The 16,282-nt window shown below is 64.2% G+C and carries 14 protein-coding genes and 1 pseudogene; 6 read left to right on the forward strand and 9 right to left on the reverse strand.

Going from position 1 to position 16,282, the window contains the following annotated elements; translation table 11 throughout:
- Positions 1–15: 15 nt before the first annotated feature.
- The 3 genes from UP06_RS17640 to UP06_RS17650 all read right to left on the reverse strand — a co-directional run bounded on the left by UP06_RS17640 (position 16) and on the right by UP06_RS17650 (position 3,127).
- Positions 16–891, reverse strand: coding sequence for a F0F1 ATP synthase subunit gamma (locus UP06_RS17640; RefSeq protein WP_045004353.1), 876 nt, complete (start codon positions 889–891; stop codon positions 16–18).
- Positions 892–1,037: 146 nt separating this feature from the next.
- Positions 1,038–2,567 carry a F0F1 ATP synthase subunit alpha gene (atpA, locus tag UP06_RS17645; RefSeq protein ID WP_045004354.1) on the reverse strand — a complete coding sequence of 510 codons (1,530 nt, stop codon included), beginning with the start codon at positions 2,565–2,567 and terminating at the stop codon, positions 1,038–1,040.
- A complete protein-coding gene (locus tag UP06_RS17650; RefSeq protein ID WP_045004356.1) occupies positions 2,567–3,127 on the reverse strand; it encodes a F0F1 ATP synthase subunit delta in 561 nt (186 codons plus the stop codon). Before UP06_RS17650 ends, atpA begins: the two co-directional genes overlap by 1 nt.
- A 649-nt stretch (positions 3,128–3,776) precedes the next feature.
- Here UP06_RS17650 and UP06_RS17655 point away from each other — a divergent pair.
- Complete coding sequence (locus tag UP06_RS17655; RefSeq protein ID WP_045004357.1) at positions 3,777–4,283, forward strand: septal ring lytic transglycosylase RlpA family protein; 507 nt, start codon at positions 3,777–3,779, stop codon at positions 4,281–4,283.
- Positions 4,284–4,535: 252 nt separating this feature from the next.
- Here the strand turns inward: UP06_RS17655 and UP06_RS17660 are convergent, their stop codons facing one another.
- Complete coding sequence (locus tag UP06_RS17660) at positions 4,536–6,746, reverse strand: primosomal protein N' (RefSeq protein WP_045004359.1); 2,211 nt, start codon at positions 6,744–6,746, stop codon at positions 4,536–4,538.
- Positions 6,747–6,872: 126 nt separating this feature from the next.
- On the opposite strand from UP06_RS17660, the gene UP06_RS17665 reads away from it, so the two are divergent.
- The 5 genes from UP06_RS17665 to UP06_RS17685 all read left to right on the forward strand — a co-directional run bounded on the left by UP06_RS17665 (position 6,873) and on the right by UP06_RS17685 (position 11,894).
- Positions 6,873–7,838: a tyrosine recombinase XerC gene (locus UP06_RS17665; protein ID WP_045004360.1), complete on the forward strand. Its 966-nt coding sequence runs from the start codon at positions 6,873–6,875 to the stop codon at positions 7,836–7,838.
- A 191-nt stretch (positions 7,839–8,029) separates the two neighbouring features.
- Entirely contained in the window at positions 8,030–8,275 is a 246-nt protein-coding gene (locus UP06_RS17670; RefSeq protein ID WP_045004362.1) for a hypothetical protein, read from the forward strand.
- A complete protein-coding gene (locus tag UP06_RS17675) occupies positions 8,262–9,665 on the forward strand; it encodes a class I SAM-dependent methyltransferase (protein WP_045004363.1) in 1,404 nt (467 codons plus the stop codon). Before UP06_RS17670 ends, UP06_RS17675 begins: the two co-directional genes overlap by 14 nt.
- Before the next feature lie 5 nt (positions 9,666–9,670).
- Positions 9,671–11,203: a sulfatase-like hydrolase/transferase gene (locus UP06_RS17680; RefSeq protein ID WP_045004364.1), complete on the forward strand. Its 1,533-nt coding sequence runs from the start codon at positions 9,671–9,673 to the stop codon at positions 11,201–11,203.
- 103 nt (positions 11,204–11,306) lie between these two features.
- On the forward strand, positions 11,307–11,894 hold the full coding sequence (locus UP06_RS17685; protein WP_045004366.1) for a DUF4337 domain-containing protein: 588 nt from the start codon (positions 11,307–11,309) through the stop codon (positions 11,892–11,894).
- A 166-nt stretch (positions 11,895–12,060) separates the two neighbouring features.
- On the opposite strand, the gene UP06_RS17690 is transcribed toward UP06_RS17685, so the two are convergent.
- The 5 genes and pseudogenes from UP06_RS17690 to UP06_RS42120 form a co-directional block, all read right to left on the reverse strand.
- A complete protein-coding gene (locus tag UP06_RS17690) occupies positions 12,061–12,591 on the reverse strand; it encodes a hypothetical protein (RefSeq protein WP_045004368.1) in 531 nt (176 codons plus the stop codon).
- A gap of 34 nt (positions 12,592–12,625) precedes the next feature.
- Positions 12,626–14,026 carry a dihydrolipoyl dehydrogenase gene (gene lpdA / locus UP06_RS17695; RefSeq protein ID WP_045004370.1) on the reverse strand — a complete coding sequence of 467 codons (1,401 nt, stop codon included), beginning with the start codon at positions 14,024–14,026 and terminating at the stop codon, positions 12,626–12,628.
- Between the two features lie 56 nt (positions 14,027–14,082).
- A complete protein-coding gene (locus UP06_RS17700; RefSeq protein WP_045004982.1) occupies positions 14,083–14,832 on the reverse strand; it encodes an SDR family oxidoreductase in 750 nt (249 codons plus the stop codon).
- Between the two features lie 67 nt (positions 14,833–14,899).
- On the reverse strand, positions 14,900–15,877 hold a 978-nt coding region (odhB, locus tag UP06_RS17705), incomplete at its 5' end, for a 2-oxoglutarate dehydrogenase complex dihydrolipoyllysine-residue succinyltransferase (RefSeq protein WP_245305499.1).
- Between the two features lies 1 nt (position 15,878).
- Positions 15,879–16,155: pseudogene (locus UP06_RS42120) on the reverse strand (biotin/lipoyl-containing protein); the annotation flags it as partial.
- Between the last annotated feature and the right edge of the window lie 127 nt (positions 16,156–16,282).

Genomic DNA, 16,282 nt, shown 5'->3' on the forward strand with positions numbered 1-16,282 from the left:
CGTTTGGTTCGTGCGTCAGACCGCCTCGGCGCCGGAGATGATCTCGATCAGCTCCTTGGTGATCTGGGCTTGACGGGTTCGGTTGTAGATCTGGGTTTGCTTGCGGATCATTTCGCCGGCGTTGCGGGTGGCGTTGTCCATGGAGCTCATTTGTGCGCCGTAGAACGATGCGTTGTTTTCCAGCAGCGCGCGGAAGATCTGCACCGCGATATTCCGCGGCAACAGGCCGGAGAGGAGTTCGTCCTCCTCGGGCTCGTACTCGTATGAGGTCGCCGGACCGCTCGCGGCCTTTTCCTCGACGACCAGCGGGATGATCTGCTGCGCGGTGGGGATCTGCGCGATCACCGACTTGAACTGCGCGTAGAACAGCGTGCAGACGTCGAACTCGCCGGCGTCGAAACGAGCGAGCACCTTCTTGGCGATGTCCTCGGCGTTGACGAAGCCGAGCTGACGCACGCTGCGCAGGTCGAGATGTTCGACGATCTGCCTGTCGAACAAGCGGCGGAGCTGCTCATAGCCCTTGCGACCGACGCAGAAGAATTTCACTTCCTTGCCCTGCGCCATCAGCGCCTGGGCACGCTCGCGCGCCAGGCGCACGATCGAGGAGTTGAAAGCGCCGGACAGGCCGCGTTCGCCAGTGCAGACCAGAAGCAGGTGAACCTGATCCTTGCCGGTGCCAGCGAGCAGCGCCGGCGCACCGGGCGAGCCTGCGGCGGCGCCGGCGATATTGGAGATCACCGCGCTCATCTTGTCCGCATAGGGTCGCGCCGCCTCGGCCGCTTGCTGGGCACGGCGCAATCTGGACGCCGCAACCATCTGCATGGCCTTGGTGATCTTCTGCGTCGCCTTGGTGGAGGCGATGCGGACCCGCATGTCTTTAAGTGACGCCATTCTTCGTCCCCGACGGTTCGATCCCTTGCGGTCAAACCGCTAGCCTATCTCTATCGTCATGCCCGGGCTTGCCCCGGGCATCCAAATCTTCGACGTCCAGGCCTTCGTCATCCACGCGGTGAGGCGTGGATGGCCGGACGGCTCTCTTATGCGAAGCTCTTCGCGAAGCCTTCGACCACCGACTTCAGCTTGGCGGCGGAGTCGTCGGAGAGATCGCGGCTGTCGCGGATCGCGTTGAGGATCTCGACATTCTTGCCGCGCAGCAGCGAGAGCAGGCCGTCCTCGAACGCGCGCACCTTGCTGACCGGAAGCGGATCGAGATAGCCGTTGGTGCCGGCCCAGATCACGCAGACCTGCTCTTCCATCTTCAGCGGCGCGAACTGCGGCTGCTTCAGGAGCTCGGTGAGGCGCGAGCCGCGGTTGAGCAGGCGCTGGGTCGAGGCGTCGAGGTCGGAGCCGAACTGCGCGAACGCCGCCATTTCGCGGTACTGCGCGAGCTCACCCTTGATCTTGCCGGCGACCTTCTTGGTGGCCTTGGTCTGCGCCGAAGAACCGACGCGCGACACCGACAGACCGACGTTCACGGCGGGGCGAATGCCCTGGAAGAACAGGTCGGTTTCCAGGAAGATCTGACCGTCGGTGATCGAGATGACGTTGGTCGGAATGTAGGCCGACACGTCGTTGGCCTGGGTTTCGATGACCGGCAGCGCCGTCAGCGAGCCCGAGCCTTGGTCCTTGTTCAGCTTCGCCGCACGCTCGAGCAGGCGGGAATGCAGATAGAACACGTCGCCGGGATAGGCTTCGCGGCCCGGCGGGCGGCGCAGCAGCAGCGACATCTGGCGGTAGGCGACGGCCTGCTTGGACAAATCGTCATAGATGATGACCGCGTGCATGCCGTTGTCGCGGAAGTACTCGCCCATGGTGCAGCCGGTGAACGGCGCGATGTACTGCATCGGCGCCGGATCGGAGGCGGTCGCGGCGACGATGATCGAGTATTCGAGCGCGCCCTGCTCTTCCAGCACCTTCACGAACTGGGCGACGGTCGAACGCTTCTGGCCGATCGCGACGTAGACGCAATACAGCTTGATGTTCTCGTCGGTCTGCGCGTTGAGCGGCTTCTGGTTCAGGATGGTGTCGAGCGCGATCGCGGTCTTGCCGGTCTGACGGTCGCCGATGATCAGCTCGCGCTGGCCACGGCCGATCGGGATCAGGGCGTCGATCGCCTTGAGGCCTGTCGCCATCGGCTCGTTCACCGACTTGCGCGGAATGATGCCGGGCGCCTTGACGTCGACGCGCATACGCTTGTCGGCCTGGATCGGGCCCTTGCCGTCGATCGGGTTGCCGAGCGCGTCGACGACGCGGCCAAGCAGGCCCTTGCCGACCGGCGCGTCCACGATGGCGCGGGTGCGCTTGACGGTCTGGCCTTCCTTGATCTCACGGTCGCCACCGAAAATAACGATACCGACGTTGTCGGTTTCGAGGTTCAGCGCCATGCCGCGGGTGCCGTTCTCGAACTCGACCATTTCGCCGGCTTGGACGTTGTCCAGACCGTAGACGCGGGCGATACCGTCGCCGACGGACAGCACCTGTCCGACTTCGGAGACTTCAGCTTCCTGGCCGAAATTCTTGATCTGGTCCTTGAGGATCGCGGAAATTTCCGCGGCGCGGATGTCCATCAGCCTGCCTCTTTCATCGCGTGCTTGATCGAATTGAGTTTGGTGCGAAGCGAACTATCGATCATGCGGCTGCCAAGCTTGACCACGAGGCCACCGATGATCGAGGGATCGACCTTCACGTTGAGCGCGACGTCCTTGCCGGTTACCGACTTCAGGGCAACCTTGAGGGCATCGAGATTCTTGTCCGAAAGCGCCTCCGCGACGGTGACGTCTGCGGTCGCCTCGCCCTTGAACCTGGCAACGAGGGCGCGATAGGCGCGGATGACGTCAGCCACCACGAACAGACGGCGGTTGGCGGTCAGCACTTTCAGGAAATTAGCGGAGATGCCGGCGATACCGGCCTTGTCCAGCACGGCCGAAAGGGCCCTGGACTGGTCGGAGGCCGCGAACACCGGGCTGCGGACGAGGCGCTTCAGATCGGCGCTTTCGTTCAGCAACCCCTCGAACCTGTCGAGATCGGCCTTGACCTCGTCGACCACTTTCTGGTCGCGGGCCAATTCAAACAAGGCCGTTGCATAACGGCCGGACACACCGGAAACGGAGGTATCTTCTGCAGCCACAGACGTGCTCTTTTAGCTGTCAAATTCGCAAGGGAAAAACCGTCGCCACGAAGCGGCGCCTAGCGATCCAAGCCCTTGGAATTCAAGCGGGACTTCGATTTTCGACCGGCACGGGAAGCGCCGGGATCGTTAAAATCGCGGCTTTGCTAACATAGCAGGCGCGCACGTGCAACATGACGCCAAATTAAAGGCACGACGTTCTGTCGCCAGTTCGTCGCACTCGGCGACCCTGACACGCTGACTTGCACGACGACCTGCCGCGCCACGGAATTGCCGCGAACCTTAACGGCGGCAACCCGCCCATTCGTTCCTGCCCTCAGCGCATAGCGGCCATGAACACGGCTCGCAGAGCCGTGACTCGGAGCTCGTTCGCTTCACCCGCCGAATACTTACCCAATTCTAAACACTTCGAGAAAAGACTTAGTTTTACAGTATTCGCCAGTAATAGATCAGTTAACAAATCGTTAAAGCGAAAGATGACGGAGCATCGGCTGAATATCGGCGCGAGTAACAAGATGTTTCAGCCGCACACATAGCGGAATTACTGCCCAATTCATGCCTCATTGCCCAACGAAACGCCAACTCGCTCGCAACCTGATGGGGGCTCCACTGGCCACATATGTGGCAATACTAGCTTAGGGACCACTAAATGCTGTCTTTGAAGACGCTGGGCTTTGTGACCCGGCCGCGTACGGCGATCGCTTTTGTCGCTGCAACTCTCCTCGTTGGCGGAACTGCCACCGAAGCTTCCGCCAAATCCAGGCATCACCACCGGTACTCTCACCATCACCGCCACCAGGCCCAGGACGATTCCAACGCGACCTCCGATTGGCGCAACGCCAATGCGTCGATGACGCCGTCGTCGGGCACGGGCCGCAGCTTCTCCGGCATGGCCTCCTATTACGGCAACGAGTCCGGCAGCCGGACAGCGTCGGGCCAGCGCTTCAACCAGAATGCCATGACCGCGGCGCACCGTTCGCTGCCGTTCGGCACCAAGCTGCGCGTCACCCATGGTGGCTCGAGCGTCATCGTCACCATCAATGACCGTGGCCCGTTCGTGCGCGGCCGTGTGCTCGACCTCTCCACGGGCGCTGCCCGCGCCATCGGCCTCACCGGCGCCGGCGTCGGCCGCGTCACCGCGGAAGTCGTCTCCTAACGACACGCGACGCGCCTCAAGCGCTGGTCTCGTCATCGTCCGTGGGGACGTGTGAGCGGCCGGATCAGCGCAGGTGAAACAAGCCCGCCGTCTTGGGGGACGGCGGGCTTTTTGTTGGCTCCGTCATTGCGAGCCCCGATTCGTAGCCCGGATGGAGCACAGCGAAATCCGGGGTCTTCGTATGCGGATCGACTTGTCCCGGATTGCGCTCGCTCCATCCGGGCTACAGGCGCATCATTGCAAGCGCTGCCCTTACAAAAAGCTCTGCGGATCGACGTCCACCTCTAACTTTTGATTGCCCTTCGGCTTCGGGCAAACGGCGAGCCAATTGCGCAAATAGTCCGAGAGATCGAAACCGCGCGCCGATTTCAGCAGGATGCGGAAACGGTAGCGGCCCTTGATCACGGCGAGCGGGGCTTCCGCCGGGCCCAGCACCACCACGCGCTCGTCGCGTGGCGCGAGCGCAACGAGGCGGCGGCCAAAACCTTCCGCGCTTGGCCGATCGCCTGCGGAGATGATCAGGCTCGCGAGCCGGCCGAACGGCGGATAGAGCGTGCGCTCGCGCAGATCGATCTCGCTGTCGTAGAAGGCCTCGCGGTCGCAGGCGATCAGCGCCTTCATCACGGGATGGTCGGGCTGGTGGGTCTGGAGATAGCCGACGCCGCGGCCCTGCTCGCGCCCGGCGCGGCCGATCACCTGGTTGAGCAATTGCCAGGTGCGTTCCGAGGCGCGCGGATCGCCATTGCTGAGGCCCAGATCGGCATCGACCACGCCGACCAGATTGAGCCTCGGGAAATTGTGGCCCTTGGCCACGAGCTGCGTGCCGATGATGATGTCGACGCGGCCTTCGGCAATGTCGTTCAGCTCACTGCGCATCGTCTCGATCGAGGTGATGAGATCGCTCGACAGCACCATGGTGCGCGCGTCCGGGAACAGCGCAGCCGCCTCTTCCTGTAGGCGCTCAACGCCGGGGCCGACCGCGACCAGCGATTCCTCCGCCGCGCAGTGCGGGCAGGTCTGCGGGCGCGGCATCGAGAAGCCACAGTGATGGCAGACCAGCCGCTGCCGAAAACGGTGATCGACCAGCCAGGCATCGCAGATGGTGCAGGCAAAGCGATGCCCGCAGGCGCGGCACAGCGTCAGCGGCGCATAGCCGCGGCGATTGAGGAACAATAGCGCCTGCTCGCGCCGCTCGATCGCGATCTTGATCTCGCCAGCCAGCCGCGGCGAGATGAAGCGGCCGCGCGCCGGCGGCTCGCTGCGCATGTCGATCGCCTCGATATGCGGCATGTGCTGGCCGCCGAAGCGGGAGGGCAGCGCGATGCGCTGATAGCGGTTCTTGCGCGCATTGACCTCGGACTCGACCGACGGCGTCGCCGACGCCAGCACGACCGGAATTTTTGCGATATGCGCGCGCACCACCGCCATGTCGCGGGCGTGATAATGCACGCCGTCATCCTGCTTGTAGGCCTGGTCGTGCTCTTCATCGACCACGATGAGCCCGAGATTGGCGTAGGGCAGAAACAGCGCCGAGCGCGCGCCGACCACGACCGGCGCGCTGCCGTCGGAGATCGCCGCCCAATTGCGCGCGCGGGTGCGCGGCGTCAGCTCCGAATGCCATTCCAGCGGCCGCACGCCGAAGCGCTGCGCGAAGCGGTCGAGGAACTGGCCGGTCAGCGCGATCTCCGGCATCAGGATCAGCGTCTGCTTGCCGCGGCGGATGACCTCCGCAATCGCCTCGAAATAGACCTCGGTCTTGCCCGAGCCGGTGACGCCGTCGAGCAGCGCGACATGAAAGGTGCCGTTGGCGGCGAGCGCACGCATGGCATCGACGCCGGCGCGCTGAAGCGGCGAAAAATCCGGCCGGCCAAAATCCGGATCGGGCGCGGGTGGCGGCGGAGGCGGCGGCATCGGCTCGACCGTGAGCGTGCCTTCATCGACGAGCCCGTCGATCACACCGACCGACACACCGGCGTCCTTGGCGGCCTCGGATTTGCCGTGCAACAGCCGGTCCGACAGCAGTTCGATCACGCGCTGCCGCGCCGGCGTCAGCCGCTTTGGCGGATCGCCGACCAGGCGCACGCCGGCGCGCACCCGCTCAGGGCCGAGATTCTCACCCATCCGCAGGCACATGCGCAGCACCATGCCACGCGGGCTCAGCGTGTAATTGGCGACCCAGTCGACGACCGCGCGCAGCTCGGGCTTCAGGGGCGGAAGATCGAGCTTCTCGTTGACCTCCTTGAGACGGTTATGCAGGCGCGGATCCGGATTGGCGTTTTCCGCCCAGACCACGGCCAGCACCTCGCGCGGGCCGAGCGGTACGCCGATGAGATCGCCGGCCTTCAGCTCCATGCCGCGCGGCACCTTGTAGGAATAGGTCTGGTCGAGCGCGACCGGCACCAGCACGTCGACCATTTGGGTCGCGTTGGGAGAGGCAGTGTGGCTACGCGACGAATGATCCATCAAGGGGGGTCTTTGGGGCGGAGAATCGGAACCTGGGGCCTCAAGGCTAGCGCCACGCGCCGGCCTTAGCGAACAGTAAACGGGTGTGATGCGATATACTGTGCGGAATCACCACGTCCAGAGCGCATGAGCAAAGCGGCCGCCCCACACATCGAGCTCGCCAGCGCCGATCCGTCGATCGCGCAGGAGATGGCGCGCTGGCTGTCGCATCTCGGCGCCGAGCGGCGGCTGTCGCCGAAGACGCTGGAGGCCTATGGCCGCGATCTCAGGCAATGCCTGGACTTCCTCTGCGCCCATTGGGGCGAGCGCGTGACGCTGAAGCGCTTCGCCGCGCTCGAAGCCACTGACATCCGCGCCTTCATGGCGATGCGCCGCGCCGACGATATTGCCGGCCGCAGTTTGATGCGTGCGCTGGCGGGGCTGCGCTCGTTCGGCCGCTTCCTCGAACGCGAGGGCAAGGGCAAGGTCGGAGCGCTCTCGGCGATCCGCGCGCCGAAGGTAGCCAAGACCTTACCAAAACCGCTGCCGATGGCGTCGGCAAAACGCCTCGCGGACGCCGACGAGCGCGCCGGTGAGGACCGCGAGACCTGGATTTTGGTGCGCGACGCCGCCGTGATGGCGCTCTTGTACGGATCGGGCCTGCGCATCTCCGAAGCGCTCGGCCTGAAGCGCCGCGAGGTGCCGCGGGCCGGCGAAGGCGACGTGCTCATCGTCACGGGCAAAGGCAACAAGACCCGCATGGTGCCGGTGCTGCAAAATGTACTGGCGCTGGTCGACGAATATGACGCGACGTGCCCGCATCCGCTGCCGCCGGAAGGCCCGATCTTCCTCGGTGCGCGCGGCGGCCCGCTGAGCCCGCGCATCATCCAGCTCGCGATGGAGCGGCTGCGCGGCGCGCTTGGTTTGCCCGATAGCGCCACGCCGCATGCGCTGCGGCATTCCTTCGCCACGCATCTGTTGTCGCGCGGCGGCGATCTGCGCGCGATCCAGGAATTGCTCGGCCATTCCTCGCTCTCGACCACACAGATCTACACCGGCATCGATTCCGAGCGGCTGCTGGAGGTTTATGCGAGCGCGCATCCGCGGCGATAAAAATCGTTTCCGGGTATTTCCCACCTGCCTTATTTGCGGAATGCCGCAGTGAGGGCGTGGCGAAATTCGGGCCACCGTCGCCTTGATGGACAAGATTTAAGGTTACGCGCCCAGGTGGAATGCTACGATCCGTCACAGACAGCGTAGCTGGCCCGTTTACGTCCGGGCCGCTTTGTCACGACGGGGCTCGAATGAAGAACGAAAAATCTCCTGCTGCCATCATTGCGGTGCTGGCATGTCTTGCCGTGCTCATGCCGACCAGCGCATACGCCTATCTCGATCCGGGAACGGGGACGTTTGCAGTGCAAGGTCTGATCGCAGGTATTGCCGGCAGCCTCATCGCCGTTCGTGCCTACGGGCGGCGACTCCTGGGATTTTTGCGACGCTCGAAGACATCGAACTGGACCGAGGACCCCGACGGCAATGGCCACGCGTGATCCCGGCTCATTCCGCGATCCGTCCGGCACCATCTTCTCGTCCGGCGACAGTATCCTTCGTTCGCTCAACGCCGAGGCCGCGCGGAATTTCGCCTTGCTCAAATCGTCCGGGGCCTATGACGATCTAATCGGCAAAGGCTGGATCATCGGCGCACAGGAGGCCGACGCGGAGCAATTGGCGGACGTGCCGGATCTTGCGAAAACCGCGCCTGTCCTCGTCCATCCAAGATTGCCGTTTATCTCCTACCCCTACGAGTGGCCCTTCGCGCTGCTCAAGCGCGCGGCGCTGTTGCATCTGGACGTGCATTTGCGCGCGCTGGATTTCGGCTTCGCGCTGTCGGACGCGAGCGCCTACAATTTGCAGTTTGCAGGCGGCCGGCCGGTCTTCATCGACATCCCGTCCTTCGTGCCCTACCGCGACGGCGAGTACTGGACCGGCCAGCGGCAATTCATCGAGCAGTTCGTCAATCCGCTATTGCTGCGCGCGCTGTTCGGGATTGCGCACAACGCGTGGTATCGCGGCGCGCTCGAAGGCGTCGCGAGCCGCGACATCGTCGCGCTGATCGGCGGGCTCAGGCGCTGGCTCGCGCCCGACATCCTCGCCAATATCACGCTGCCCGATCTCATGCAGCGGCGCGCGCGAAGCGCACCGGATGCCGGCGCCCGCGCTGCCAAGCCGCTTCCCAAGGCCGCCCTGCAACTGATGCTGCGACGGCTGCATCGCTGGATTTCAGGGCTGACGCCGAAGCCGATCGGGCCCACGGAATGGCAGCAATATGAGCATGCGAACGTGTCCTATTCCGGCGGCGAGGAGCGCAGCAAGCAGGATTTCGTCGCCGACTTCGCGCGGCGCCATGCGCCCGGTTGCGCCTGGGACATCGGCTGCAACACCGGCCGTTATGCCGAGGCACTGCTGCAAAACGGCGCGGGATCGGTGATCGGCTTCGATACTGACCTCGACGCGCTGGAGATCGCGGCGTCGCGAACCCCGGCCAAGAGCCTCAACTTCCTGCCGCTGTTCTCGGATGCAGCGAACCCAAGCCCGGGACAGGGCTGGGCCGAGGCCGAGCGGGCCGGCCTGACCTCGCGCCGCAATGCCGACGCGGTCATTGCGCTCGCGCTGGTGCACCATCTCGCCATCGGCCGCAATGTCCCGCTGCCCTTTGTCGTGGAATGGCTCACGGGTCTCGCGCCACGCGGCGTGATCGAATTCGTGCCGAAGCCGGATCCGATGATCCAGCGCATGCTGCGGCTACGACACGATATCTTCGACAGCTATGACAGCGATCAGTTCGAGCAGGCGCTCGGACGCCATGCGCGGATCGTGCAACGGCTCGAACTCGCACCCGGCGGCCGCACGCTGTACGAGTTCGAGCGCCTGGCAGGTTAGCGACGATGCAGGTTCGAGATGACGACTGGATTCTGCTGCGATCGCTGCTGACCGCTACCCTGTTGTCGACGGCCGCCCTGCTCGATTTCTATGCCGGCAACATCAATGCGCTGGCCGATCCCTGGCGAGTCCTGCACTACGCGGCCGGAACGCTGGCGGCGACTGCAATCATCGCCGCCGGTCTGAAGATGCTGCTGCGACAACTTCCGCTCTGGTGCATCCTGATCGCGACCGGATTGATGGTCTTCGTCTTCTTCGCCTACGATGTCGATCTGATCCAGCGCGAGCTGAAAGCGCATCTCGGTCAGCTCGCGCCATTCGCCTGGACATCGGCGGCCCTGGGCGCCGGCATTCTGGCGCTGGCCACCATCCGCCGGCGCGGCGCCGTGACGGTCGCGCTGGTCCTCTCGGCCGCGTTCGTGGCGCCATCACTAGCGAGAATCGCGACCTTTGCGACGCGCGGCCATCCGGCACAGGCCGCCGCCGGGGCTGCGAGCGCGGAGCGGTTTGCCTTGTCGCCCAACATCTACTGGATCGTGCTCGACGGCTATCCGCGGCAGGATGTCCTCAAGCAGGATTTCGCCTTCGACAACAGTGGATTCATCGCGTCGCTGCGCACGCTCGACTTTGTCGTGCTTGGCAAGAGCCGCTCGAATTTTCCGGCTACCGTCAATTCGATCTCGAGCACCGTCAGCGCCGACTATACGGTCGAGGGCGAGGGCGACGAACTGAGGGCGCTGTCGGCGCAGGACATGCAGGCCCGCGTCAGAGGCAAAAACCGCACCGTCGCCCGTCTCAGATCGGCGGGTTACACCTATGTGCATTTCGAGAACGGCTATGACTATCTCACCGAATGCGCGTCGGACGAGCCGCGATGCGTTCGCGGCAATCTGGGTCTCGACGAGCTCGACATCGCGATCCTCTCCAACACGCCGATCGTTGACCTGATCGTTCAGCACCGGCAATCGACACCGTTCGCGTGGGGCGGAGTTGACGACCTTACGGCGAAGCTGGCCGTCATCCGCGCGATGCCTTCACCTTTCTTCCTCTATGCGCATGTGCTGGCGCCGCATCCGCCAATCCGCTTCCGGTCAGATTGCAGTTTTCGTCCGGCCGATCCGGATCTCCAGCGCTGGAGTCCCGAGGCGCGGCCGGCCTTCATCGAGCAACTCGGCTGCATCAACTTTCAGACGACGGCACTGCTGCACGACATCATCGGGACCGACCCCGACGGACTGATCATTCTTCAATCGGATCACGGCACCGCGTTTCGCGGCCAATTCAAGAAGCCGCCGAACGAATGGACGGACGAGGATTTGCACGAACGGTTCGGCGCCTTGAACGCGATGCGGCTACCCCGCCCCTGTCGTGCCATGGCGGCCGAAGATTTGACGCTGGTCGACACCTTCCCCCTGGTCGAATCCTGCCTGTCCGGCACGGCGTTCAAACCGCATCATCCGCGATTTTTTGTAACGCCATATGACGACAATGCGGATTTCGGCCGCGCGTATGAATATCCGCCCGAGCGCGTGAAATAGACTCTGGGCATTGCTGTGCCAGATGCCGTCGAGCGCGGCTTCGCGCTTGCGTCCGACATGACATTCGGTCAATCGTAGCGGACGACAGGCAGGAGGGGGAATCATGAGCGCACATGAAAGCATGGAGCATGCGGAGCATGCCGAGCACGCATCCGGCGAGAACAGGAAGATCGCCCTTCTGATCGCCGTGCTGGCGCTGTTCCTGGCGATTTCGGAAACGCTCGGCAAGGGCGCCCAGACCGAATCGATCAGCAAGAACGTCGAGGCCTCCAACCTCTGGGCCTTCTTCCAGGCCAAGAGCATCCGCCGCACGGTGGTGCAGACCGCGGCCGAGGGGGCCAAGCTGATCACCACGCCAGACGATGCCACCAAGGCCGCGGTGCAGAAGCAGATCGACGACTGGCAGAAGACCGCGGCACGCTACCGCTCCGAGCCGGAGACCAAGGAAGGTACCGAACAGCTCGCCGAGAAGGCCAAGGATGCCGAGCATGAGCGCGACGAGGCCACCGCGAAGTATCACCACTTCGAGCTTGCGTCCGCGGCCTTCCAGATCGGAATCGTGCTGGCGTCGGCGACCATCATCACTGGCATGGTCGCGCTCGCTTATATCAGCGGCCTGCTGACGCTGGCCGGCCTTGCGATGACCATACTCGGCGCGTGGTGGCCGCATCTGCTGCATCTGCACGGGTAGAACTTCGTACGAGGCTGCAAACTCGTCCCACCAACTCAGCTGTCATGCCCCGGCTTGACCGGGGCATCCAGTACGCCGCGGCTTCTCCGTGACCAATTGACGTCTCTGGAATACTGGATCGCCCGGTCAAGCCGGGCGATGACGGCGAGTGTGTGGCAAACAGCGCTCAGCGCGCTTCGTGCACGCTCTTGCGAAAACGCTGGATCAGGCGGAGCGTGCGTGAGGACCAGCCTTCGCCGTTGCCGCGGACGATGTCCTTGATGCGCCGCTTGACCGGATCGACGATCTCGGCGGCCTTGCCGCGCAGCTTGAGCATCAGCTCATAGAGTCGCTCGAACCAGTGCATCTCCAGAAGCTTGTCGCGCGTCACATCAAACACGAAGGCCGTGACGCCGACGCCGAGCAACTTCGCGAACAGGATCGTGAACACCGCGCTGGTCCAGTATTCATGCGTGAGCAGCCACAGGCCGACCAGCTTGAGCGGAAATAGCGGGATGATCGGGACCGCGAACACGATCAGCGTCATGGCCGGCGACAGCGCATCGACGCGGTCCGACAGCCACTGCTTGAACCGGGCGAGCGGAATGATTGCGACAACCCGCGCGACGATCGGTTCGAGATGGTCCCACAGCCAAGCTTCGATCAGGAAGATGATCGCCAGCAGGACCCAGACCGGTTGAAGAAGGCGGCGCAGCATGTGTTTCCCGCCCGATTCAGCGCTGGGCGCGTATCTACATATGGATGGCCCGCTTGCCGACTGCAAGCGCGGCTTCCTTGATGGCTTCCGAGCGGGTCGGATGCGCGTGGCAGGTGCGGGCGAGATCTTCCGCACTGCCGCCAAACTCCATGAGAACGCATGCTTCATGGATCATTTCCCCGGCTTCGCGGCCGATAATGTGCACGCCCAGCACGCGATCGGTTTTCGCATCTGCGAGAATCTTCACAAAGCCGTCAGTGGTCTGGTTGACCTTGGACCGGCCGTTGGCGGTAAAGGGAAACTTCCCGACAGTATAAGCCACACCCGCCTGCTTCAGTTCCTCCTCGGTCTTGCCGACGGAGGACACTTCCGGCGTGGTATACACGACACCTGGGATAACATCGTAATTCACGTGGCCGGCCTGTCCTGCGATAATCTCCGCCACCGCGACGCCCTCATCCTCCGCCTTGTGCGCGAGCATGGGACCGGCGACGACGTCGCCGATCGCATAGACGCCCTTCAGGCTGGTGGCGAAATGCGGATCGATCTGCACTCGGCCGCGATTGTCCAGCGCAACGCCGGCTTCCTTCAGGCCGAGCCCGTCGGTGTAGGGCACGCGGCCGATGCAGACGAGCACGACGTCGGCTTCCAGCGTCTCGGCGGCGCCGCCGGCAGCCGGTTCGATCGTCGCCTTCAGCGTCTTGCCGGAGGTATCGACGGCGGTGACCTTGGCGCCGAGCTTGAACGCAAAGCCCTGCTTTTCCAGGATGCGCTGGAATTGCTTGGCGATCTCGCCGTCCATGCCGGGCAGGATGCGATCCAGAAATTCGACGACGACGACTTCGGCGCCGAGACGATGCCAGACCGAGCCGAGCTCGAGACCGATCACGCCCGCGCCGACGATCAGAAGCTTGCCGGGGACTTTGTCCAGCGACAGCGCGCCGGTCGAGGACACGATGCGCGTCTCGTCGATCTCGATGCCCTTCAGCCGCGCGATATCGGAGCCGGTGGCGATGACGATGCTCTTGGTCTCGACCACTTGCGACTTGCCGTCGGCGGAGACTTCCACCTTGCCGGTGCCGAGGATCTTGCCGGCGCCCTTGAGCACGTCGATCTTGTTCTTCTTCATCAGGAACTCGACGCCCTTGACGTTGCCGTCGATGCCCTGCTGCTTGAAGTTCATCATCGCAGGCAGCTCGAGCTTCGGCGCAGAAACGCTGACGCCCATCTTGGCGAAGGAGTGCGCGGCTTCCTCAAACATTTCGGACGCGTGCAGCAGCGCCTTCGAGGGCATGCAGCCGACGTTGAGACAGGTGCCGCCGAGCGTGGCGTTCTTTTCCACCACGGCGACTTTCATGCCGAGCTGTGCTGCACGCACCGCGCAGACATAACCGCCTGGTCCGGTGCCGATGACGACGAGATCGTAGGAAGCCATGAGAGAAAGTCCCGTGAGTTAAGCGTTAGGAGAGGTGTCAGCGTCCGCGCGGCGCGTCAGCGTCCGCCGGACACATCGAGAATGGCTGAGGTGATGTAGGAGGCATCGTCCGACAGGAGCCAGACGATGGCGTTGGCGATTTCCTCCGCCGTGCCAACGCGCTTCATCGGCACCATATGGGCCAGACGATGGTGCCGATCGGGCTCGCCGCCGGAGGCGTGGATCTCGGTGTCGATCAGGCCGGGCCGGATGCCCGCGACGCGAATGCCTTCGCCGGCAACCTCATAACCGAGGCCGATGGTGAAGGAATCGATCGCGCCCTTGGACGCCGCATAGTCGACATAGGTGTTCGGTGCGCCGAGCCTGGCAGCAACCGATGACAGATTGACGATGACGCCGCCCTTGCCGCCATGCTTGGTCGACATCCGCTTTACAGCTTCGCGCGCGCAGAGGATGGAGCCGGTGACGTTGACCGCCATCACGCGCTGGATACGCTCGGCCGACATCTCGTCGACGCGCACGCCACTCTGGCCGACAATGCCGCCATTGTTGACGAGCGCGCCGAGCGTGCCGAACTTGTCCGCCGCCTTGAACAGTTCGAGGATATCGCTTTCCTCGGCGACATCGCATTTCACCGCGATGGCCTTGCCGTTGCTCGCCGCAATCTGGCTGACCACCTCGTCGGCGGCCGTCTTGTTGCTGGCATAGCCGACCACGACACGGAAGCCGCGCGCAGCCGCCGCAAGCGCAGTCGCCCGCCCGATGCCGCGGCTGCCGCCGGTGATGACAACGACTTTATCGGTCACGCGCGCCTCCAAGGTTCGACACACGCCGTCGCGCCAAAGAGCGACGGCGCTTGCAGAGCATCAGCGATCAGAGATCGAGCACCAGCCGCGCCGGATCTTCCAGGCTCTCCTTGACGCGAACCAGGAAGGTGACGGCTTCCTTGCCGTCGATGACGCGGTGATCGTAGGACAGCGCCAGATACATCATCGGGCGGACCTCGACCTTGCCGCCGATCGCCATCGGACGCTCCTGGATCTTGTGCATACCCAGGATGGCGGACTGCGGCGCGTTCAGGATCGGGGTCGACATCAGCGAGCCGTAGATGCCGCCATTGGTGATGGTGAAGGTGCCGCCCTGCATCTCGTCGATCTTGAGCTGGCCGTCACGGGCGCGGCGGCCGAAATCGGCGATGCCCTTCTCGATGTCGGCGATCGACTTGTTGTCGCAGTCACGCACCACCGGCACGACGAGACCCTTGTCGGTGCCGACGGCGACGCCGATGTGGTAGTAGTTCTTGTAGATCAGGTCGGTCCCGTCGATCTCGGCGTTGACGGCCGGGATATCCTTCAGGCCCTGCACGACGGCCTTGGTGAAGAAGCCCATGAAGCCGAGCTTCGAGCCGTGCTTCTTCTCGAACGCATCCTTGTAGTGCGCGCGCAGCGCCATCACGTTGGTCATGTCGACCTCGTTGAAGGTCGTGAGCATCGCCGCGGTGTTCTGCACGTCCTTGAGGCGGCGCGCGATGGTCTGGCGCAGCCGGGTCATCTTGACGCGCTCTTCGCGGGCGGCGTCATCGGCCGGCGACGGTGCGCGCACCTGAACGGCGGCGGCGGGCTGATTGACCGGGGTCGGCGCGGAAGCCGCGCGCTCGATCGCGGCGAGCATGTCGCCCTTGGTGACGCGGCCGTCCTTGCCGGAGCCGGGAACGGTCGAGGCGTCGACGCCGGTCTCGGCGGACAGCTTGCGCACGGACGGGGCCAGAGGGGCGTCGGCCGGCGGCGCCTTCGGCGCGCTAGGAGCCGGCGCGGGAGCAGCAGCCACAGCAGCCGGAGCGGCAGCGGCAGGNCAGGTTTGGCGGGCGCAGCAGCCGGCTTGGCAGCGCCTGCGGCGCCTTCCGTGATCTGGCCGAGCAGTGCACCGACCGCAACGGTCGTGCCATCGGCAGCGACGATCTCGCTCAGCGTGCCGGCGGACGGCGCCGGGACTTCGATGGTGACCTTGTCGGTCTCGAGCTCCACCAAGGGCTCGTCGACGGCGACGGAATCGCCGGCCTTCTTGAACCAGCGGCCGATGGTGGCCTCGGTGACGGATTCGCCGAGCGTCGGCACACGAATTTCAGTCATGGTCTTTTCCTTAAGGAGATCGCCAATGCGGTCGTGAATTTCATAAGTCATTGCCCGCCTTGTGCGCGCTTGCGCACCGGGGCGGGCAATCCATTACGCCGTGACCTTCGTGATCAGAACGAACACC

The sequence above is a fragment of the Bradyrhizobium sp. LTSP857 genome (assembly GCF_000938285.1).
GTDB lineage: Bacteria > Pseudomonadota > Alphaproteobacteria > Rhizobiales > Xanthobacteraceae > Bradyrhizobium.